Origin of the sequence: Staphylococcus sp. GDY8P57P (assembly GCF_017892585.1) — a bacterium.
In the GTDB taxonomy this organism is placed as follows: domain Bacteria; phylum Bacillota; class Bacilli; order Staphylococcales; family Staphylococcaceae; genus Staphylococcus; species Staphylococcus borealis.
In genome coordinates this window covers 339,240-361,216 of the sequence record NZ_JAESLK010000019.1, presented here as the reverse complement: position 1 = coordinate 361,216, position 21,977 = coordinate 339,240, and the positions used below count along the sequence as shown (strand labels likewise).

At 34.1% G+C, this 21,977-nt stretch carries 22 protein-coding genes; 11 read left to right on the top strand and 11 right to left on the bottom strand.

Annotation, left to right across the window (positions count from 1 at the left end):
• Positions 1 to 227 precede the first annotated feature (227 nt).
• The 6 genes from KA878_RS08600 (at position 228) to KA878_RS08575 (ending at position 5,831) form a co-directional block, all read left to right on the top strand.
• Positions 228 to 926 carry a helix-turn-helix transcriptional regulator gene (locus KA878_RS08600; RefSeq protein ID WP_193839955.1) on the top strand — a complete coding sequence of 233 codons (699 nt, stop codon included), beginning with the start codon at positions 228 to 230 and terminating at the stop codon, positions 924 to 926.
• Positions 927 to 1,000: 74 nt separating this feature from the next.
• Complete coding sequence (locus KA878_RS08595; protein ID WP_193839044.1) at positions 1,001 to 1,351, top strand: hypothetical protein; 351 nt, start codon at positions 1,001 to 1,003, stop codon at positions 1,349 to 1,351.
• 221 nt (positions 1,352 to 1,572) lie between these two features.
• Positions 1,573 to 2,625, top strand: coding sequence for a MupG family TIM beta-alpha barrel fold protein (locus KA878_RS08590; protein ID WP_193839043.1), 1,053 nt, complete (start codon positions 1,573 to 1,575; stop codon positions 2,623 to 2,625).
• On the top strand, positions 2,625 to 3,512 hold the full coding sequence (murQ, locus tag KA878_RS08585) for an N-acetylmuramic acid 6-phosphate etherase (protein WP_193839042.1): 888 nt from the start codon (positions 2,625 to 2,627) through the stop codon (positions 3,510 to 3,512). The genes KA878_RS08590 and murQ overlap by 1 nt, the downstream gene beginning before the upstream one ends.
• A 12-nt stretch (positions 3,513 to 3,524) precedes the next feature.
• Entirely contained in the window at positions 3,525 to 4,958 is a 1,434-nt protein-coding gene (locus KA878_RS08580; RefSeq protein WP_193839041.1) for a PTS transporter subunit EIIC, read from the top strand.
• Positions 4,959 to 5,831: a MurR/RpiR family transcriptional regulator gene (locus KA878_RS08575; RefSeq protein ID WP_053028609.1), complete on the top strand. Its 873-nt coding sequence runs from the start codon at positions 4,959 to 4,961 to the stop codon at positions 5,829 to 5,831.
• Positions 5,832 to 6,105: 274 nt separating this feature from the next.
• Here KA878_RS08575 and KA878_RS08570 read toward each other — a convergent pair whose 3' ends face one another.
• A complete protein-coding gene (locus KA878_RS08570; RefSeq protein WP_075108046.1) occupies positions 6,106 to 7,494 on the bottom strand; it encodes an amino acid permease in 1,389 nt (462 codons plus the stop codon).
• 421 nt (positions 7,495 to 7,915) lie between these two features.
• On the opposite strand from KA878_RS08570, the gene KA878_RS08565 reads away from it, so the two are divergent.
• Both KA878_RS08565 and KA878_RS08560 read left to right on the top strand, forming a co-directional pair.
• Positions 7,916 to 8,266 carry a hypothetical protein gene (locus tag KA878_RS08565; protein WP_193839040.1) on the top strand — a complete coding sequence of 117 codons (351 nt, stop codon included), beginning with the start codon at positions 7,916 to 7,918 and terminating at the stop codon, positions 8,264 to 8,266.
• Positions 8,266 to 8,457, top strand: coding sequence for a hypothetical protein (locus KA878_RS08560; protein ID WP_053028612.1), 192 nt, complete (start codon positions 8,266 to 8,268; stop codon positions 8,455 to 8,457). Before KA878_RS08565 ends, KA878_RS08560 begins: the two co-directional genes overlap by 1 nt.
• Positions 8,458 to 8,579: 122 nt before the next feature.
• On the opposite strand, the gene KA878_RS08555 is transcribed toward KA878_RS08560, so the two are convergent.
• A complete protein-coding gene (locus KA878_RS08555; RefSeq protein WP_053028613.1) occupies positions 8,580 to 8,771 on the bottom strand; it encodes a hypothetical protein in 192 nt (63 codons plus the stop codon).
• Between the two features lie 5 nt (positions 8,772 to 8,776).
• Entirely contained in the window at positions 8,777 to 9,421 is a 645-nt protein-coding gene (locus KA878_RS08550; protein ID WP_193839039.1) for an HAD family hydrolase, read from the bottom strand.
• A 309-nt stretch (positions 9,422 to 9,730) separates the two neighbouring features.
• Between KA878_RS08550 and KA878_RS08545 the strand changes: the two genes are divergently transcribed.
• Positions 9,731 to 10,261, top strand: coding sequence for a hypothetical protein (locus tag KA878_RS08545; RefSeq protein WP_075108049.1), 531 nt, complete (start codon positions 9,731 to 9,733; stop codon positions 10,259 to 10,261).
• Between the two features lie 254 nt (positions 10,262 to 10,515).
• Here KA878_RS08545 and KA878_RS08540 read toward each other — a convergent pair whose 3' ends face one another.
• Positions 10,516 to 12,117 carry an alpha-glucoside-specific PTS transporter subunit IIBC gene (locus KA878_RS08540; protein WP_075108050.1) on the bottom strand — a complete coding sequence of 534 codons (1,602 nt, stop codon included), beginning with the start codon at positions 12,115 to 12,117 and terminating at the stop codon, positions 10,516 to 10,518.
• A gap of 190 nt (positions 12,118 to 12,307) precedes the next feature.
• Between KA878_RS08540 and KA878_RS08535 the strand changes: the two genes are divergently transcribed.
• A complete protein-coding gene (locus tag KA878_RS08535) occupies positions 12,308 to 13,069 on the top strand; it encodes a MurR/RpiR family transcriptional regulator (RefSeq protein ID WP_075108051.1) in 762 nt (253 codons plus the stop codon).
• Positions 13,070 to 13,223: 154 nt separating this feature from the next.
• On the opposite strand, the gene KA878_RS08530 is transcribed toward KA878_RS08535, so the two are convergent.
• The 7 genes from KA878_RS08530 to hutG form a co-directional block, all read right to left on the bottom strand.
• The gene (locus tag KA878_RS08530; RefSeq protein WP_075108115.1) at positions 13,224 to 13,739 is read right to left on the bottom strand and encodes an SRPBCC family protein; all 516 of its coding nucleotides are present in this window, start codon (positions 13,737 to 13,739) and stop codon (positions 13,224 to 13,226) included.
• 127 nt (positions 13,740 to 13,866) lie between these two features.
• Complete coding sequence (locus tag KA878_RS08525; RefSeq protein WP_053028618.1) at positions 13,867 to 15,177, bottom strand: Na+/H+ antiporter NhaC family protein; 1,311 nt, start codon at positions 15,175 to 15,177, stop codon at positions 13,867 to 13,869.
• Positions 15,178 to 15,295: 118 nt separating this feature from the next.
• Positions 15,296 to 15,907, bottom strand: a complete 612-nt coding sequence (locus KA878_RS08520; protein WP_075108052.1) for a flavin reductase family protein — start codon at positions 15,905 to 15,907, stop codon at positions 15,296 to 15,298.
• A gap of 80 nt (positions 15,908 to 15,987) precedes the next feature.
• On the bottom strand, positions 15,988 to 16,869 hold the full coding sequence (locus tag KA878_RS08515; RefSeq protein ID WP_075108053.1) for an SDR family oxidoreductase: 882 nt from the start codon (positions 16,867 to 16,869) through the stop codon (positions 15,988 to 15,990).
• 126 nt (positions 16,870 to 16,995) lie between these two features.
• Positions 16,996 to 18,120 (bottom strand): amidohydrolase, encoded by a 1,125-nt coding sequence (locus KA878_RS08510; RefSeq protein ID WP_193839038.1) that lies wholly within the window; start codon positions 18,118 to 18,120, stop codon positions 16,996 to 16,998.
• Positions 18,117 to 19,292, bottom strand: coding sequence for a SulP family inorganic anion transporter (locus KA878_RS08505; RefSeq protein WP_193839037.1), 1,176 nt, complete (start codon positions 19,290 to 19,292; stop codon positions 18,117 to 18,119). Before KA878_RS08505 ends, KA878_RS08510 begins: the two co-directional genes overlap by 4 nt.
• Positions 19,293 to 19,513: 221 nt before the next feature.
• Entirely contained in the window at positions 19,514 to 20,449 is a 936-nt protein-coding gene (gene hutG, locus KA878_RS08500) for a formimidoylglutamase (protein ID WP_070854612.1), read from the bottom strand.
• A 255-nt stretch (positions 20,450 to 20,704) separates the two neighbouring features.
• Between hutG and sdpC the strand changes: the two genes are divergently transcribed.
• Complete coding sequence (gene sdpC / locus KA878_RS08495; RefSeq protein ID WP_193839036.1) at positions 20,705 to 21,796, top strand: peptidoglycan release complex CPBP-like subunit SdpC; 1,092 nt, start codon at positions 20,705 to 20,707, stop codon at positions 21,794 to 21,796.
• Positions 21,797 to 21,977: the final 181 nt, after the last annotated feature.

Below are 21,977 nucleotides of genomic sequence, written 5' to 3'. Positions count from 1 at the left end.
CGATTCACAACAAGCTATCTGTTATATAGCTTCTACCCCTTTGTTTGAATTCGTTCTCCCCTGTTACAAATAATATATTAGCATAAAACACTTTAATTTGTAAGCGTTTTCTAAATAAAAAACGTTTAATTTTACACACATAATCTACGAATATTCTCAAAATGTCTTCAATATCAGTGTTATGTTATAATTAATGTAATATGTAATGGTTATAGGTGGTGTTTATGTTGAAGAAATTGGATCGCCAAAATCAAATTATTTCATTGATACAACAAGGCAAAACAATCAATGCATCAGAATTGGCACAACACTTAAATGTTTCTGTTCGTACAATTAGTCGCGATATTGCTGATTTAGAAAATCAAGGTGTTCAAATATACGCACATAAAGGGAAACATGGTGGCTATCAAATTCAGAATACTGAGGATAAAATACAAATTCATTTTAATGAACAGCAGTTGGTATCTCTATATTTAACCTTAATAGAAAGCCAATCTTATTCAACATTACCTTATACGAAAGAGATTGAATCTATAATTAATCAGCTTATCAATATACCTAACACGCATGTTCGTAAATCACTCACCCATATGACTGACTTGATTAAATTTGAAGATACAGAACAAATTACTTTACCTCGTCTATTTACAGACATATTAATCTATAGTTCTGAACGAAATGTTATGCTGATTGACTTCAATGATAATCATGACACTATTGCTGAAAATGTGATATTTATTGGTTTACTATGTCGTAATGGTGAATGGCTAGCAATTATATATGAAATCGGTTTAGGTCGAACACGGGAACTACCAGTACTCGATATTTATGATATTTCTTATTCCTTCGAAAAGACGATTAAAACATACGATATTTCAATACAAAATTATACTCAATTTTTAAATCCAATCGAGCATACTGAATAATATGTTCGGTTGGGTCCTCTACGTTCTACCTCTTTTATGACTTAATACCTTCAAAGTAAGGAGTTTCACATACCATGGATCAATTAACTCAAATTCGTCAACAACTCATTGTGCTACTCACGCACATCGAAAAGATACGATATTACTATCTAATGGATGACCGGTACTTAAATCAAGAAATTGACGCGTATCATACTTCGATTCATCATTTCAGTCTTGATTTAGCTTTAACACTTCAAAATGACGCTAACAACAGTCACACATCATCTTCCCTTGAACTCAAACATACTTATCATAAATTACTAAATCATTTATCCTCACACCCGTTACATGATTTTCAACAAGGAACGATATTAATTGATTTACAACAACGCCAAAATCAAATTCATCAAACATTCGTTCACTTGTCAAATGCGTTCCAGTAGTTTCATTCCCCCTGTACAACCATCGATGCCCATTATTTCTTCAAACTTTTATGCATCTTTCTTAGTTATAAATTAACGTCAATTCTGTCATTCAATCTCATCTTTGAATACGTAGCGATTCACCAATTAAATATAAAAATTATATAATATATATGTAAATTGTAATAAAAAACGTGAAACGCTATAATTGTAAGTGATTACAGTAATTAAGGAGGATTCACATGCTAGGTTTCTCAGTCTATTTAGGTCAACCATTAAATATTTCTTATATTTTAGATATGGTTCATCATGGTTATGACGTTATTTTCACATCATTACAAATACCTGAGGAAAATGATGAGACAAAATTGACGTATTTGGGAGAATTATGTCAATTACTAAAAGATACATCAGTAACCTATATCATTGATATCAATCCTTCATTGCTGAATCAAAACGTTTACCGTTTTTTCGATCAATTTCCAAATGGGGATTTTGTTATTAGAATAGATGAAGATTTTAAGCGTAGTTTAATAGAAGACTTATATCAGCATCATTTAAAGTGTTGTTTAAATGCTAGTACGATTACCGCTCATACCCTTGATACACTTTACAATCAAAAATCATTACCGAAAATTTATTTTTGCCATAATTACTACCCTAGACCTGATACAGGTTTAGCTTTAAGTTTCATTGAACAACAAAATGAACTTATACGAAAATATGATGAACATGCTCCGATTATGGCCTTTATTCCTGGAACTACTTTTAGAGGTCCAATGTTCAAGGGACTTCCAACTATTGAGCAACACAGACATATGACGTTACTTCAATCTGCACAAGCTTTAGTTGATTCTAGACTAAACTATATTCTTATTGGTGACACTGCTATCACCCGCTCAGAGGCAATCGCTTTACAGCAGATGATTGATCATCGTCATTTCAAGCTTCGTCTAACTTATTTTGATGAATCATACGAGCAACTCATCTTCAAACATCATACATCTCGTCTTGATGCACCAGAACATGTCATACGATCTAAGTATTCTAGATCAACAAAGGTCAATATTCCTCCTAATAATCAGTCGAATCATAATCGTACTAGAGGAGATATTACAGTGGATAATTCACTTAACAAACGTTACGAAGGTGAGTTGCAAATTATTAAATCAGATTTGCCTAGTCATAAAGCGATTAATCATGTTGCTTCAATATGTGCTGAAGATATAGCAATCATTGACTTAATCCAACCTGGTGACACATTTGAATTTATTACTGAAAAGGAGAAACGCTAATGGAACATTTAACAACTGAAAGTAGAAATACACAAACGATGCATTTAGATGAAATGTCTATTTTTGAAGCTTTAAAAGCAATGAATCAAGAAGATCAATTAGTAGCTAAAGCAGTAGCCTCTATACTGCCACAGTTAAATAAAGTCATTGAAGCAACCATCACTCGATTTCGCGATGGTGGTCGCATTATATATATTGGAGCAGGTACAAGTGGTCGTTTAGGTGTATTAGATGCAGCCGAATGTGTTCCAACCTTTAATACACAGCCAAATGAAGTAATCGGTTTAATTGCTGGAGGTCAACAAGCTATGACTGAAGCAATTGAAGGTGCTGAAGATAACGTAGAAATGGGAATGACCGATTTAAAAACAATCCATTTAAATCATAAAGATGTTGTCATAGGTATTTCCGCAAGTGGACGTACGCCTTATGTTAAAGGAGCGTTAACGTACGCTAATGAAATCAATGCAATGACAGTCGCTCTATCATGCAATTCAAATAGTGACATCAGTACAATCGCCAATCATGCACTTGAAGTCAATGTTGGACCTGAAGTATTAGCTGGCTCTACGAGACTAAAATCAGGCACAGCACAAAAGCTTGTGCTTAATATGATATCAACCATGACTATGATTGGTGTTGGAAAAGTGTATGATAACTTGATGGTTGACTTAAAGGCGACAAATTACAAACTTGAACAACGCTCTATACATATTATTGAAGACATTTGTGGCTTAACTTTTGAAGAAGCGCAATCACTATATCAACAAGCCGACAATGATATCAAAGTTGCAATCGTTATGAATCTATGTGACACAACGAAAAGTGATGCTAAATCGAGACTAGTAAAGCATAACGGTATTGTGAAACAAGCAATTCAATCTTAAGGAGGCAATGATATGAATAAGGATCAACAATTAGCCCATCACATCTTAGATGCGGTTGGTGGCATTGATAACGTGGATAATATCATTCATTGTATGACACGTGTGCGTTTAAAAATAAATGATGAGTCAAAAATTGATTACTCAAAACTTAAAAATATAGATGGTGTACTCGGCGTAGTACAAGATGAGCGTCTTCAAGTCGTGGTTGGACCCGGTACAGTTAATAAGGTATCAGCTGAAATGGTCAAGCTAAGTGGTGTGCAACTAGGAGAAGATATCCCCCATCATAGCAATAAGTCTAATATTGAAGCGCAAGCTAAAGAAAATAAAAGTGACTATCAACAAAAGCACAAACAAAGTAAACTAAACAAGATTTTAAAGTCTATTGCTAACATCTTTATACCATTAATCCCTGCATTTATAGGTGCTGGTTTAATTGGTGGTATTGCAGCAGTACTCAATAACTTTATCACAGCAGGCACTATTTCAGCCGATTGGGTCAAACAGCTTGTAGCCGTACTTAATGTCATTAAAGATGGTATGTTAGCGTATTTAGCTATCTTTACTGGATTTAATGCTGCTAAAGTATTCGGTGCAACACCAGGTTTAGGTGGTGTTATTGGGGGTACCACATTATTAACAGGTATTACTGAAGACAACCCAATCAAAAATATCTTTACTGGTGAACCTTTATTAGCAGGTCAAGGTGGTATTATAGGGGTTATCTTAGCAGTATGGTTATTAAGTATGATTGAGAAAAAGTTACATAAAGTCGTTCCAAATGCGATAGATATTATCGTAACACCAACAATTTCATTACTCATTATAGGTTTGCTAACGATATTCTTAATTATGCCTATTGCCGGATTTATATCTGACGGTTTGGTGGGCGTCGTAAATTGGGTCATTGGTGTAGGTGGCATATTTAGCGGATTTATTATAGGTGCGTTCTTCTTACCACTTGTTATGTTAGGCTTACATCATATATTCACCCCGATACACATCGAATTAATTAATCAATCTGGTGCAACTTACTTACTACCTATCGCAGCAATGGCTGGTGCTGGACAAGTAGGTGCAGCTTTAGCTTTATGGGTAAGATGTAAGCACAATACAACACTAAGAAATGCGATTAAAGGTGCATTACCTGTTGGTTTCTTAGGAATTGGTGAACCGCTTATTTATGGTGTGACTTTACCATTAGGTCGACCTTTTATTACCGCTTGTATCGGTGGTGGTATTGGCGGTGCTGTTATCGGTGGAATTGGTCATATCGGTGCTACCGCAATAGGACCTAGTGGTATTTCATTATTACCTTTAATTGCACATCAGAAATATTTAGGCTACATTATAGGATTACTATCTGCGTACCTAGGTGGTTTTATTTTCACATACTTTTTCGGTACGACTAAAGAAATGAGAAACTTAAATAAACTAGGTGATTAGATGACAAACATTTTATATTTAATCGACGACAATTATCCTTCTTTTTCTAAAAATGAAAAGAAATTATCACGATTTATATTAAACTCACCACATAAAGTGATTCGCATGTCGAATCAGGAGATTGCTGAAGAACTGGAAATGAGTGTTTCAACATTAAATCGATATAGCCAAAAATTAATTAATCAAAGCTTTCATGAAGTCAGAACACAATTAGCAACATTATTCCCTAAACAGGAAACACCGTATAAGATTGAACTGCTTAACAATGAGTCGGTAGACACTTTAAAAAAGAAGTTATATCATCGTGCAGAAGAAGCACTTCAAAAGAGTTCTACCTTTGCGGATAATGCAACAATAGATAACATATGCAAACAGTTTAAACGTGCGAATACGATTTTTATATTTGGCTATGGCGCATCATACGTCTGTGCTACGGATTTATATCAAAAATTATCGCGTATTGGGCTAAATGTTCAACTTGTACAAGAAACACATTTATTCACAACGATGTTGTCTACGCATGATAAAGATGATTGTGTAGTATTTATAACGAATAACGGCGATCAAAGTGAACTTCGAGCGATGGTCAAAGTGGTTTCAGATTACCATATTCCAATTATTACCATCTCAAGTTCTGAGCATAATCATGTAGCCAAGCTTTCTGATATTGTTCTAACGTATGGCCATTCAGACGAAAATGAATTGCGTATGGGGGCAACTACTTCTTTATTTGCTCAGATGTTTACGATTGATGTTCTTTTCTATCGTTATATTGCATTAAATTATGAAACGTCATTAGATTTCATTACGCAATCAAAAATGGCACTTGATAATTATCGTAAGCATTTATCAAATGTGGAATTTAAGCATTAATCTTTTCAAACAAGAAATAAGATATAGAAAAGCCAGTAAGTGAATTTAATAAAAATTCTCTTACTGGCTTATTTAATGTAACCAAGACATTATGACTTGGGTTTTAGCTCATTTTGTTACGACGCTTTCTTTCGGTAAAAGCGTTAAAAAGAGAGCGGTACAGAATTGATTTAAATTCATTGTACCACTCCCCTTCATATGAATCTAAGCACTTTGTGTCTTAGTCCATTTTGAATCATGTGTTGATGATGTTTGATTTGATTGATTTATGCGCTTATTTAACTTTACGGTATCCATCATTTTTGTGATGTCCACGAACGAAGTAGTAAGTCGTTACCGCTGCTAAGAAAATAATACCAATGACAACTGAAACAACTGTTTCTTTGTTGAATAACATGCCAATTAATACAATTAATAAGAATAAGATTGTAATTGCACTCGCAAACGTTCCACCTGGCATTTTAAATGGATGACCTTCAACTTTCTCAGGATGCAATCTTCTGAAACGAATGTGACTAATTAAAATCATAAACCAAGGAATCATACCAGGTAATATAGATGCACTATATACATATACGAAAATACTATCCGCACCTTTAATAAATAAAGGAAGAATAACATTTAATAACGCACCTACTAAGATACCTAAAGCAATGGCTAATACTGGATAGAATGGCACACCATTTTTCATAACTCGTGTAAAGATTTTAGGCATTTGACCTTTTTGAGCTAATGTAAAGATCATACGACTTGCACTAAAGATACCTGAGTTACATCCAGATAATGCTGCAGTTAAAACAACGAAGTTAATTAATCCAGCTGCAAAAGTGATACCAATTTTAGCAAATGTAGCTACGAATGGGCTACCGATTTCACCTAATTGATCCCATGGATAGATAGTAACAATTACGAAAATCGCACCAATGTAGAAAATTAATATACGCCAGATAACACCGTTTACTGCACTTTTAATATTTTTCTGAGGATCTTTTGTTTCTCCGGCAGTGATACCAATTAATTCAACGCCTTGGTAAGAACCAATAACAATTGATAATGCAAAGAAGAAACCTACAAATCCATTAGGCATAAAGCCACCATGAGACCATAAATTTGAAAGTCCAATCGCATGGCCACCATTACCAATTCCAAAGAAGATTAATCCTAAACCAGCAATGATCATTAATATAATTGTTACAACTTTAATCATTGCAAACCAGAATTCAAATTCACCGAATGCTTTAACAGAAGTTAAGTTAGCTGCTAATAATAACAGCACGGCAACGACACCAGGAATCCATTGTGGCAAGTTCGGGAACCAATAATTCATATACTCGCCCACTGCAATAACTTCACTCATTCCTACAACAATCCATTGGAAGATATTACTCCATGCTGTCATATATCCTGCTGCAGGGTGAATGTAATCACTCGCAAATGTAGCGAAAGATCCAGTAGTTGGATTTAAGTAAATCATTTCCCCCATTGCTCTCATGATTAAGAATAAAAAGATCCCTGCGATTAAATACGCAAAAATAACTGATGGACCAGTCCATTTAATCGTACTTGTTGCTCCCATAAATAAACCAACACCAATAGTACCACCAAGTGCGATCATTCTAATTTGACGTGCACTTAGCCCCCTATGTAATTCATTGTTATCCATTAAAATAACCCCATCTCTATTAAATCTAAGGTTCGAATACTTTTGTCTTTCAGAAAACCCTCTTTTGCTTTCCTTCTTTTCCCTTAAAAGTTCCTTTACCTTAATGAAGTTATTATACTATAATTTGACAAAATTAAAACATAAATTTTACAACTTTTTGAAATCGCTTCCATTACTGTTGTAATAACTCTTTTCAAATTTTTAAAAACCTTGATTTTACAGTATTTTTGCCATTTAAACAAAGTTACTTTTTACAATATTTTTTATTGAGATTTTTCACTTTTACAAATAATCTTTTTTTAATTCAATTGTTTATAATCATTTTCTATGCGTTTGATTGATGGGAATGTCGTAAAATGAATTTAGAGTGTGATATACTTTTGTTAGAATTTTTACTGATCAATACAAGGAGTATTAATGAATGCAAGCATTGTTAAAAAAGAGTGTTAAAATTTCTATTATATTTGGCATCGTTTTCTTTCTATTAAACTATTTCAGTGCCAATCATGATACCGTTAATCCACTAATCATAAGAACAATTATCGCAACTTTAACTTTTTTCTTATTATATTTTGCTGTGTTTACAATTTTCAATTCAGATGAGCGTAAGTTAAAATTTGGCATTACGTTGCCAATCGCTTTAATTCTTTTCATAATTATAGGTGCCCTCTTCTTTACACTGGAAATGGGTGTTATAGCGGGTCTCATTGTTGGTCTTTTAGCAGGATTTATTTGGGAATGGATTGATAAACAGAATGGAGGTACAAAATAATGTCTGTCACAATAGGTATCATTTTAATTATTGTCTTACTTATACTAAGTTTAGTGCCTAATTATAAAGCGATGCAACAAGCTAAATCACAAGGTCAAAAATCCACACGTTATACAATTATGGTAGGTATTGATTTAATTCTCATCGTCTTATTAATCGTCACTATTATATTAAAAGTATTTATGAATTAAGCGGTAATCATAATCTAATCGTAAAACTAGATTTTTATAGAAAGAGGGAGTGGGACGACGAATTTAAAAGAATTCTGTCCCACTCCCACTCTTTTCTATTTACTAACTATCATACGAGTGCTTTATATTCTTCCTTGTAACAATAAGTAATAGCCTATAGTAGCTAAAATCAAATAGATCATTGTACCGACAACGAAAGAACGCACTTGAACTTTAAAAGGTATATGTTTACTAAATATAGGGCCTAATACTAAATTTCCTATGCCTATGATAATAGGACCTGCTAAAAAGAATATGATAATTTGCCACGACATCATATTTACTCCTTATTCGCTTCAAAGAATGTATTTACTATCTCTTCAAAGCTTAAATCTTTGCCGACATAAGCGATGTCAGAAAAGTCTTGTGCTTCTGTCATCTCATTTGTATTAATAATTACATCTAACCCAGCATTCATTGCACCAGTAGCACCATTAGCTGAATCTTCAATAGCTAAGCAGTGTGCAGGTGAATAATTTAAGCGTTGTACAGCCGTTAAATAAAGCTCTGGGTCTGGTTTCACCGCTTCAACATCTTCTCTTCCTACAATCACATCAATATAATCGTTAATACCTAACGTTTGAATCGTAGGCATAATTTCTTCCCTATAACTACTTGTCGCAATCGCCATAGGTATGTGTCGTTGCTTTAAATATTTCATTAATGAAGACACTGTGTCGATAATATCTAATTCATGACTCGTATTATTATGTTCATCATATATTTTTTGTTTCTTCTCAATGCCAATTTGTTGTTCAAGATAGTCATGTAACCCTTGCGCATGTCCCCCAATGTGACTTCTGTAAAACTCAAGTGTTACAGGTTTCACGCCATGAAATGAAAGATGTTTATTAATTATTTCATATAAGTGTTTCTCAGTATCTATTATGGTACCGTCGAAATCAAATACTATAGCTTTATACATAAGATTGCTCCTTTAATTACTCCAATTATTGCTAAGTTTATCATATGACATATGAATTTCATACTTCGCCGAATACGTACTAACACGTTTAGAAGAAAACGCTATTTGAATGCGCAAATTTAATTCCATGTTAAATCGCGTTACGATTAGATTACAAAATAATTAAATCGAAGTTCATTCAAAAGTCCTAGTGCTAATATTAATAAAGAGTGATACAATCAGTGTGTATAAAAGAACGGTGTACGACTTAAGGGAATTTACAGGCTAAATGCTTTTTACATACGTTAAATAAATATAGGAGGTCATTGCATGTTGTTAGACAAATTTGAAACTTACATCATCAACATTGTAGGTTTAAAATCTAGATCAACTCGAAAACATTTAATTAAAGTCTGCAAAGACGTTAAATTTTGCGATTCATTTCAATATTCAATAATCAAATACGATGATATACCCGTTTTAGAAGTTAGCTTACCTAAGCAGCAACTGCCATATTTTATTAGCTTTTTAAGTTTTTATCAATTCTCAATTTATCAAATTTTATCTCCTAAACGAGTAAATACGTTACTAGATACTGAACAACCTTATCAATCATCTAAACGTTTCGATTTAGCAATAGACGGCCTCCAAGATGCATTCATTAAAGATAAAGTTATTGATATTATGACTTATTTCTCAAATAACTTTGATATCAAATACACATTAAATAACAACTGTGCAAGCGTATGTTGTGCACCTGAAACATTCAGCAAATTACTACAAACGATTGCATGCAGAAATATTGATATTCTTTCTGCATCTTATAAAACACGTGTACTACATAAAGCAAACATTTCTTAATTAACTATCATCATAGTAGTTCAATAATACGTAGAATAACCAAACTAGTTAGGAGTGGGACAAAGAATTTAAATAGCATTCTGTCCCACTCCTTATGCATTTTCTTTTTATGATAACAATGGGTTTAAATCCAAGTGACGCTCTGTTTAAGGTGAGTAAGTGATAGAAACGTTTTACCAAAAAGGATTGTACACAAAAAAAGACCAGTAGAAAATCTTATTCCAGATTTTCTACTGGTCTTTTAATTAAATACATTATTTTTTATCATTGTCATCATAAACTAAATGTTCAAATGCTTCACGTACTTGTGGGACAGTCATTCCAACTACCACCTGAACGTTTTTACCACTTTTCACGAGTCCATGAGCCATTTGTTCATGAGTGAAGTAACCACTATCTTCAACTTTTGATTCATCATTAACTGTTAGGCGTAAACGCGTTGTACAATTTGTAACGTCTTTAATATTTTCTTTTCCGCCTAATCCTTCTAGATAATAATGTGCTTTCGCTTCATATTCATTGCTAGGTTCAAAGCCTGAATTATCCGTACTTCCATCGCCTTTTTTCTCTTTATAATCTTTCTTAGAGAATAATTTAACTTCTTCTTCAGCTCGACGTCCTGGTAATGGAATATCAAATTTCAAGATTAAGTATCTGAATACAACGAAATAGATACCTGAGAAAATCAATCCTATCACAACTTGAGCTACATAAGTTAACCAATGATTTTGTCCTAATGGAATCCAGTTCGTCGCGATGAAATCGAGTAAACCACCGCCCATGTTACCAACAACGCCGAAACCATACATAATTGTATCCATTGTCGCTGCTAATAATGCATGAATTACAAATAAGTAAGGTGCGATAAATAAGAATGTAAATTCTAAAGGTTCAGTAATACCAACAACTACCGCAGTTAAAGTAGCTGGTACTAACAATGCTGCAACCTTTTTACGGTTTGCTTTAGGCGTTGTAGAATACATTGCTAGTGCAATACCAATCGCACCAAACACTTTACCGTTACCTTGTAACATGAAACCATAATGGAATTGTTCTTTTAAAGGTTTACTACTTTCAGCAAACTCATTTAAATGTCTAAACCATTCTGCTTTAAGTCCATCTTTTGCTACAACTGGACCTACTTCAATTGGTGCATAAATGAAGTGATGTAAACCAGTTGGAATTAACACACGTTCTAAGAAATGATATAACCAAACACCAATATAACCAGATGCGATAATGAAATGTTGCATTGATTCAATACCACTTTGTATTGTTGGCCATACAACACATGTGATTGCTGCAATTGGTAACATAACAAAGAATGATATTGTTACAACAAATGTTAAACCTTGGAATACACCTAACATTTCTGGTAATTTCTTGCTATAGAATCGGTTATGTATCCATGTCACGATGGCAGAAATAATGATACCACCAAGAATATTTGTATCTAATGTTTCGATACCAGCAATTGCTTTTAACCCAGTTACATTTTCAACACCTTTTTCTAAGTTGGCACCAAATGTATGTGGCCATTGCGTTAAAATCGCGTTGATAAATGTATTGAACATTAAATAGCCCATTAATGCAGCTAAAGCAGCATGACCAGGTGCTTTCTTAGCTAATGATAAAGGCAATCCAACCACGAATACAATTTCCATATGATTGAAGATAACCCAACCACCTGATTCAATCACAGACCAAAATTTAAACCAAAATGTATGATCATTTGCTAATCCGCCCATGATAGTTGGATTTTTGAATAATGTCGCAAAACCTAATACAATCCCAAAGAATGCAAACATTAATACGGGAACGATCATAGCACTCCCAAATCGTTTAATAGCGTTCATAATTTAACCCCCAAATCTTTCTATGTTGTACTTAAGTCCATCGTACATATAAAAGCGTTTTCTTAATATCTATTATAGTAAACGCTTACACATATACAATGACGTTGACCGATTTTGAAATAATTTTGTATAATCAGTTTATGTTTTCTATACATGAAAATATTTTCAGGAAAGAATGAGAGGTGTCTTTGTGCTATTAGATGAAAAAGTAAATGCTAATTTCGACAAGTTAAATGATAACGACCTTCAAATTGCACATTTTGTAAATACGCATGTCAATCAATGTAAAACTTTAAAAATACATGAACTCTCGCAATTCACTCATGCATCTAATGCTACGATTCATCGTTTCACACGAAAATTAGGATTTGATGGTTATAGTGACTTTAAATCCTATCTTAAATTTGAAAGCGAACATTTAAGTCAACTGCCCAAAGATTCAATGGATGCTTTTAAACAAGAAATAGAAACAACATTTAGCTATTTAGATCGCATCGATTATAATTTGATTACAGATAAACTGAATCATGCATCTACTGTTTATTTATATGGCACCGGTCGCGCGCAAAAAAACGTTGCGGAAGAAGCGCAACGAATACTGTTAACAATGCATAAAAATATCATTGTCTTACATGACGTGCACGAATTAAAGATGGTACTGAACCGTTCAGTAGCTGAAGATTTATTTTTCATTATTTCTCTTTCTGGTGAAAGTCATCAACTTTCAGATGTAACTAATCTACTTCAATTACGTCAAAAATATTTTATCTCAGTGACAACAATGAAAGATAATACACTAGCGCAAAAGGCTAGCTACAACGTTTATGTATCAAGTAATACGTTCTATTTATATGATGGTACAGATTACTCAAGTTTTATTAGTTATCATATTTTCTTCGAAACATTACTACGAAAATATAACGAACGTAAAGATATCGGTGAACTCAGTTAAGCACGATTAACAAATTAGGGGTGGTACACCATTCGTAATGAATGTAGTGTACCACCCCTACTTTTATGACTGACTTATCTTGAGATATCATGAGACCATTGTTAACTGAAATCAACCAACTACTGTCAATGTTTGTAGTCGTTTCAGTCATTGATTATAATAATTGATTATCTTCTACATATTGTTCAAGTATTTGATGCATTTTATCGAACATCAATTCTAGACCATGAACAGTTGAGTCATGATATTCTTTTTTCTTTTGTTTATATTCTAATGTTGTTAAACGTCTTTCACGTTCGACTAATGACTGATAATAGAAGAACATTTGTGTACCGCCACTTTCACGTTCTTCAAATTCGACTTCAATAATATCTTCTTGATCACTTAATTCAGGCATACCAATTGTCATTTTAATATACTCGTTATTAACGAGTTCTTGATATGTACCTTGAATTATATTTTGACGCCCATTACGTGAATCTACAATTCGATATGAACCGCCTTCTTTCATATCTACATCAATAGATTTATTTGTACGTTGAGAAGTCATAAACCATTGTTTTAATAAATCTGCGTCTGTCCAAGCTTGATATACTAATTCTGGTGAGTATTTCAATAAGCGTTCGATATGAATTTCAACATGTTCATTCTCTACATTATATTTTGCCACTTGTTTCACCTACTTTCACTCTTACTTCTATTTTAACGTATTTCAATACAGTTCCAAACTTTGAACTATTAAAATGTTTAATTATTTTAAATTTCTTAATAAAAAACAACCTACACAACTGAGCTGATTACTTAGGATTGCTGTTCGGCTTAGCTTTAACACGTGGATATCTTAATATAATAGCTAAAATGCCACAAATTCCTAGTAAAAAGGAATAAATACAATACGGCATAACACTAAACGGAGATATACTTGCCACGCCAGCCGCTGCAATGACTTGTGGACTATAAGGTAAAAAGCCTTGGAAACATCCCGCAAATATATCTAACAAACTTGCTGATTTACGCGGATCAACATCATATTCATCAGCAATATTTTTCGCAAGTGGCCCCGACATGATAATTGAAATTGTATTATTAGCTGTTGCAATATCTGCAGCACTCACTAATCCAGCAATACCAAATTCTGCGCCACGTTTCGTTTTAACTTTAGAACGAACAAAATTCAATAACCATTCAATGCCACCGTTGTGTTGAATGATTCCAACTAAACCACCAATTAGCACTGCAATGATTGCAATATCCTCCATACCAATAATTCCTTCTGATACTGCTTGTAATAATCCCTTCCAACCAAAAGAACCATCAAACAAGCCAATCAAACCAGATAATAATGTACCACCGATTAAAACGATGATTACATTCACACCAATCAGTGCTAAGGCTAATACCAATACGTAAGGAATGACTTTAATTAGATTGTAGTCATAGCTTTTAGAGTGATCTATTGAAATGCCATTAGTAAGGAAGAATAAGACAACGATTGTTAATAGTGCTCCTGGTAATACAATCCAAAAATTCACTTTAAATTTATCTTTCATTCGTGTCTTTTGCGTTCGAACTGCAGCTATCGTTGTATCAGAAATCATCGATAAATTATCGCCGAACATGGCACCACCTACAACCGTACCCATTGCTAACGCTGCTGGAATATCCGTTGCTTGAGCAAACCCAAAGCCAACAGGTGCTAATGCCGCAACGGTTCCTACTGAAGTACCCATTGAAATAGAAACAAACATACATATTACAAATAAACCAACGATAATTAAATTTTGCGGTATTAATGATAAACCTAAATTTACAGTTGATTCAACGCCACCCATTTTTTCAGTTGTGGTTGAAAAGGCACCGGCCAATATAAAGATAAAGACCATCAAAATAATGTTTGAATGACCTGCACCTCTTGTAAATACCTCAACTTTATTTGCGAATGTTTCTTTTCTATTCATAATTAAGGCAACGATAACAGTAATTGTGATTGCTACATTAAGGGGCATATTTGTAAAATCACCTGTAACTGCACCAACACCTAAAAACAAGGCAATAAATAATACTAGTGGCAGTAATGCCCATGCATTGCCTTTTCTTTGTTCTTCCATACTTAACCTACTTTCCTTATAAAAATAATTTTATTATTAAAGTTACAAGAATACTGTCATAACGTCAATAAAGTTTTATGGAAATTGCATATTTAAAACCATCGTTTGTGACATGACATTAACGATTAGGTCGTTCAATTGTAAATTGCTCTCCTAATTTAGCGTAATCATTACCTGCTAAACGTGCAACAGGTTTGAGTTGATTTGCATTAATTTTACTGTCTCCAAAATATACATCGTCCTGTATATGATACTTAACAATTGTTCCAATAATTAAATCGGCGCCCTCATCTTCAGAGCCTAATAAAATCATTTGTTCAAGTTGACACTCAAATCTAATTTTGGCTTCTTTGATTGCTGGTACATCAATAATATCAGAAGTAATCATATGGAGTTCAGTCAAATCAAGTTCATTGTCTTCAGGTTGGATTGGCGCTGCAGTTTTATTAATTTCTTCAACATTATCTTCATCCGTAATATGAACAACAAATGATTTAACGTTTTCAATATTGATTGCAGTATCTTTGCGTTTTCCTGCTTTTCTTTGTGCGGAAATAGCAATCATAGGTGGCGCATTATTAACGATATTGAAAAAGCTAAATGGCGCGGCATTTAAACGCCCTTCACTATCTGAAGATGTAACAAATGCGATAGGTCTTGGAATAATCGAACCACTTAATAATTTATAATTTTGAACATCTGATAATTGGTTAGGATCAATGTGCTTCACGTTCTATCACTCCTACTCATTTCATTATAAAAACGCAAGAGTCTTATTCAAACCCTTGCGTTGGATTTACAATCTTATATTTAATTAATTTGAATACCACCAGTTACACCGAAGACTTGACCAGTTGTATAACTTGAGTCCTCAGAAGCAAGTAAGACGTATGTGCCAGCGAGTTCTACAGGTTGTCCTGCTCTACCTAGTGGTGTATCTTGACCAAATTGCGGTATCGCAGACTGTGGTTGACCTCCAGTGATTTGTAAAGGAGACCAGAATGGACCAGGTGCAACGCAATTCACTCGAATCCCCTTCTCTCCTAATTGTTCAGAGAAGCTTTTCGTGAGTGAGATGATGGCTGCTTTTGATGCTGCATAGTCGTGAATGAGTGGATTTGGATTATACCCTTGAACAGATGATGTTGTTGTTATAGATCCTCCAGGTTGTAAATAATCTAATGCCTTTTGCACGGTCCAAAATACTGGATATACATTGGTTTCAAATGTTTCTTTAAACGATTGCGTATCAAATCCTTGTAATGTGTCATGATACTGTTGATGACCTGCTACTAATGTCACATTATCTAAACCACCTAGTTCATTATACGCTTGTTCAACTAAATCATAATTAAATTGTTCATCACGAACATCCCCAGGTATTAAGACAGCTTTACGCCCTGCCTTTTCAATAACGTCTTTAACTTCTTGCGCATCCTGTTCTTCACTTGGAAGGTAGTTAATGGCAACATCGGCGCCTTCTTTCGCATAAGCGATGGCAGCCGCACGTCCAATTGCTGAATCGCCTCCCGTTACAAGTATTTTATAATCCAATAAACGATGATGTCCCTCATAGGAAGTTTCGCCACAATCAGGCTGTGGTGTTAAATTGGATTGAAGTCCTGGTAAATCTTGTTCTTGTTTTTCATAATCAGATGACTTAAATTTAGTTCTTGGATCTTGTGCGCCCATTTTATTCAACTCCTAAAGCATGTTTAGTGTTTGTTTACCCGTTCTTATTGATTTTTAAATCAATTATTGAAAAATATCATACAGCCACACACCATATTTAAATTTCATCATTGACGATGAATTAAATTAAAGTTCTTCAAACAACTGATCAATGAGCGTTATAAAATATTCTGGGACTTTCTCAAGTATACGTTCATCTGGATCAAATTTCGGATGATGTAGATCGTATTTACTATTTGAACCAATAAATGCAAACACACCAGGATGATTAGTTAATAAACCAGAAAAATCTTCGCCAATCGTATATGGATTCTCTAATTCAATGATGTTATAACCGACCTTTTTAGCGGCTTCTTTAGCATGTTGCGTTAAGTACGCATCATTGACTACCGTTCCTGGAAGTCTAGTGTAAACAACTTCAATTTCTACATTAAATAATTGCTCTAACCCTTGGGCTATCTCATGAAATCGTTGTTCTATATAATTTTGAATCTCAGGTTTAAACGAACGCACTGTGCCTTGGACATAAGCTTGATCAGCAATTACATTCCATGTATTACCAGATGATACTTCTCCAACCGTCACTACCGCGCTATCAAAAGCCGATATATTTCGACTTACAATCGTTTGTAGACTTGTAATTAATTGACCGAGTACCATAACTGGATCATTACCTTGTTCAGGTTTCGCAGCATGTGCACCTTTACCGTGAATTTTAAATTCAAAACGATCAACAGCGGACGTAATAGGCCCAGCCTTAATTGCAAATTCTCCAATATCTAATGTTGGATAGTTATGGAATCCAAGAATAGCTTTGACATCATCCAAGACGTCTGTCTCTGCAATTGCTTTAGCACCATAACCCGTTTCCTCTGCAGGTTGGAATATCAATTTCACACGACCTTTAAGCGTTTGCTCTTGTTCTTTTAATTTAGTGGCAATAGCTAAGATGCTAGCCATATGAATATCGTGGCCACACGCATGCATCACGCCTTCATTAGTTGAAGTGAATTCATGTTCAACTTGCTCTGTAATCGGTAACGCATCTATATCTGTACGTACAGCAATACATGGTTCTCCTTGACCAATTTCAGCTATGAGACCTGTTTCTAAAGGAAGGTCAATGATTTTAATATCATATGCTTGTAATATACGTTTTATACGTTTCGTCGTTTCGTATTCTTTCTGAGATACTTCAGGAAATTGATGAAATGTTCGTCTCCAATTGACATAGTCATTAAACGTTGTCATATCGATTGTCGTCCTTTCTTTTTAAAAATAAAGTGAATACCATAATAAATCAATGTCCCTATAACGACACCAATAGCTAAATTGTGAGACATTAAAATTAAAATCATCGTTATCATCATAACGATGCCATGTGTAATTGGTGCTTCTCTCAAATGTTTAAATGTACGTCTATCAAACGTATTTAAGGATATCGTAATAAGTACCGATGCCAAAACTGCCATAGGAATTAATCCTACAATTGGGCCCAAAATGACAACACAAGATAAAAGAAACATTCCAGTAATCAATGTCGCTAACCGTGTTGTGGCGCCCATTTTAAAATTAAACTTTGACTGACCTAGTAAAGCGCTTGAACCATAGCCACCTAGAAATCCAACTAACACATTAGCTAACCCTTGACCCATCACTTCACGATCTTTATTCGATTCACTTTGCGTTATGGTGTCCATCATATCGTTAGTAAGATTGGTTTGAACGACAGAAATGATAGCCATGGTTAATGCATATAACATGATAATACTAAGTGCATGTGCATTTAGTAATTCTGTATAAACAGAAGGCTTAGGGAGGGTGAGTCGAATTTGTGCTAAATCATGTACCAATTGAACATTGGGTTTAATTAAATAACTTACTACTGTTAATACGATGATGGCGATTAGTGGCGCCGGTATCAATCGTATCAATTTCGAGGATAGATAAATGATAAGAAATGTTGCAATTGCTACATAATACGTTGCAGTTGTAATGCCAAAGATATATTTTATTTGTGTCGTAAGTAGTAAAATCCCCAATGCATTCATAAATCCTATAACGACAGTATCGGGAATATGATGGAGTATCTTATCAATACGACATAACCCAAAGATAATCAAAATGATGCCCATAACAATTGTTGACATAACTAAATAATGAACATTGTATTGTTCAACAAGTGGTGCACCTACAATAGAAATACCACTACTCGGACCAGATACCATACTAATCCGTTCTCCTAATAAACTTATAAACAACATCATTAATCCACAACTCATCAGCCCTACAGTAGGACTAATATGCACGATAAACGAGAAAGCTATAGATACTGGGAGTAATGCTAACCCCATTAAGATACCAGCCAAGATATTTTGTGCAACATCACCACGCCATTGTTGCTTATAGCTTAATCGTTTCATTACCAGTCACTCCCCTATTAGTTTATATCGTAACATAATTGTCAAACTTTTCTATCAATTTAAATTTAAAAAAGAGCGCAACAGGAGTGGGACAGAATTCTTTTTAAATTCGTTGTCCCAGCCTCACGTTCCGCTCTCACATATATGAATACATGATTTATAAGCAATTGATACGTCATCGATAACGATATAATCTTATCATTCACGTTAATTATTGATACTTATACTAAGAAATGATGAATTAAATTTGCTGCTAATTTAGATGTACGATCATCTACATCATAGTCAGGATTGGTCTCTGCAATACTAATGGAAGATACCTTCTCACTTAATATGATTCGTTTACTAATTTCAAATACTGAATGCGGATATAATCCCAACACACTTGGTGCACTAACGCCCGGCGCAAAGGCACTATCAATCACATCCATACATATCGTAAACATAATCGTATCGTGATCGTGAATAAATCGTTCTACTTTATCTTTAATGGTTGGTGATACTTGATGTAAGAGTTCATCCGCATACACATAGATAACATCGTTGTCTTTCGCATAATCATACAATGCGCGCGTATTGCCACCTTGAGCTAATCCTAGTACTAAATAATCAGCCTTATCATCATTATCTAGTATTTCTCGAAACATCGTGCCAGATGTAGGTGGTTCATCAGGTCGTGTATCGAAATGCGCATCAATATTTATAATGCCAATTGAAGCATCTGGATAGACATCTCTTGTCGCTAAATATTGGGCATAGGCAATATCATGTCCACCACCAATGAGAAAGGCTTGCTGGTGTTGTTGAATAACTTTAGCGGATAACTGTGCCATCTCTTGTTGCGTCTCTCTTAGACAGTCATTCGTATGTGAGACATTGCCATAGTCAACAAGCATATCACACTCACTTAAATCCGGAAGTTTCGCAAACTCACGTTTAATAGCGTCTGGTCCTTTTCTTGCTCCGACTCTCCCCTTATTGTTCTCTACACCTTTATCAACCGCATATCCTAAGAAACCAACGCCTGTCTTCTCTCCTACATTTTCCATTTTTTCTAAATTAGCAAATTGTACTGTTTGAAAATGTCTAAACTGTTTGGGATCTGTGTCGCTATCTAAACGACCTGTCCAAAGTTGCGGATTACCTTGTGTATACATTTCATTGCCCCCTATTGATTTACTCTATACCATTATCTTACACCACAATGTAATGCATCGTTAATGTTACGTTATACTTTTGCTTACCCTTTTCAAATTAATTTAAGACATTAAAAATTGTTTTCAATCATATAAAAATAATTCAAGACTATTACATTTTAATGATATTTAAAATGGACAATTTATTTATACCCTTGTAATATGTATAATATTAAAGAAAGAGTTTTTACGGTTACCCTAATGGAGGTTACATAAATGAAGACGAATCGTATATCAGGATTTCAATGGGCGTTAACAATATTCGTATTCTTCGTAGTTACGATGGCGCTATCATTAATCCTACGAGATTTCCAAGCAACAGTAGGTATCAAGCGTTTTGTATTTGATCTTACTGACCTTGCACCGTTTATCGCAGCAGTTGTTTGTATTATTGCATTTAAAGATAAACGTGCTCAATTAGCTGGATTAAAATTTTCAGTTGATATCAGAGTTATTGAACGTATATTACTAGCACTAATTTTACCGCTAGTGATTTTCATGATTGGCATGTTTAGTTTTAATACTTTTGCCGATAGTTTCATTTTATTACAAGCAACTGATTTATCTGTATCAGTGCCAACAATCATTATCGGTCATCTTTTAATGGCACTTTTTGCGGAATTTGGATTCCGTTCATATTTACAAAATATTGTTGAAAATAAAGTGAATACATTTTTTGCTTCAATCATTGTTGGTTTAATTTATTCTATTTGGGCAGCAAATACAACTTACGGAATGGAATATGCAGGATATCACTTCTTATATACATTCATGTTCTCAATGATTATCGGTGAATTAATTCGTGCAACAAAAGGACGTACAATCTATATTGCAGTTGTATTCCATGCCGCAATGACATTTGCGCAAGTGTTCTTATTTAGCGAAGAAACTGGTGACTTGTTCTCAATGAAAGTCATTGCTTTGAGTACAACATTAGTGGGTATTATCTTTATCATTTTAAGTTTAATCATCAGATTTATTGTATATAAAACAACAAATCGTTCACTAGATGAAGTCGAACCTAACAATTATTTAGATCATGTGAATGATGACGACATTACAAACTCAGATAGTGAAGATGTAGCTGATGACACAAGTGCTGACAAAGAAGACAACAAGACCGTTCATCCTAACTATGATGACAGTGTAAGTCACGCATCACAGTCTGAGACATCTTCAAGTAGTTCAGATGTAGAACTTAAAGAGAATACGGCTTATAAAGAAGAAAGACGTTCATCTGTTGTTGATGATGCCAAAGATGAAATCGACCATGTAAATGACACAGCGAATCATAAAACGGATAAGTAAAGCTTATACGCCTTGTGATTTCTTATAAAGACTCACAAGATATTTAAAAAGCCTAGGACATAATTAATATGATGGTGCTATTTTGCAAATTCGCAGTAGCTGACTGAACTGAAAATGTACTTAAATCAAGCTTTTTTCAGTTCTAGTCATCCTTGCGGGGGTGGGACGACGAATTTTAAAA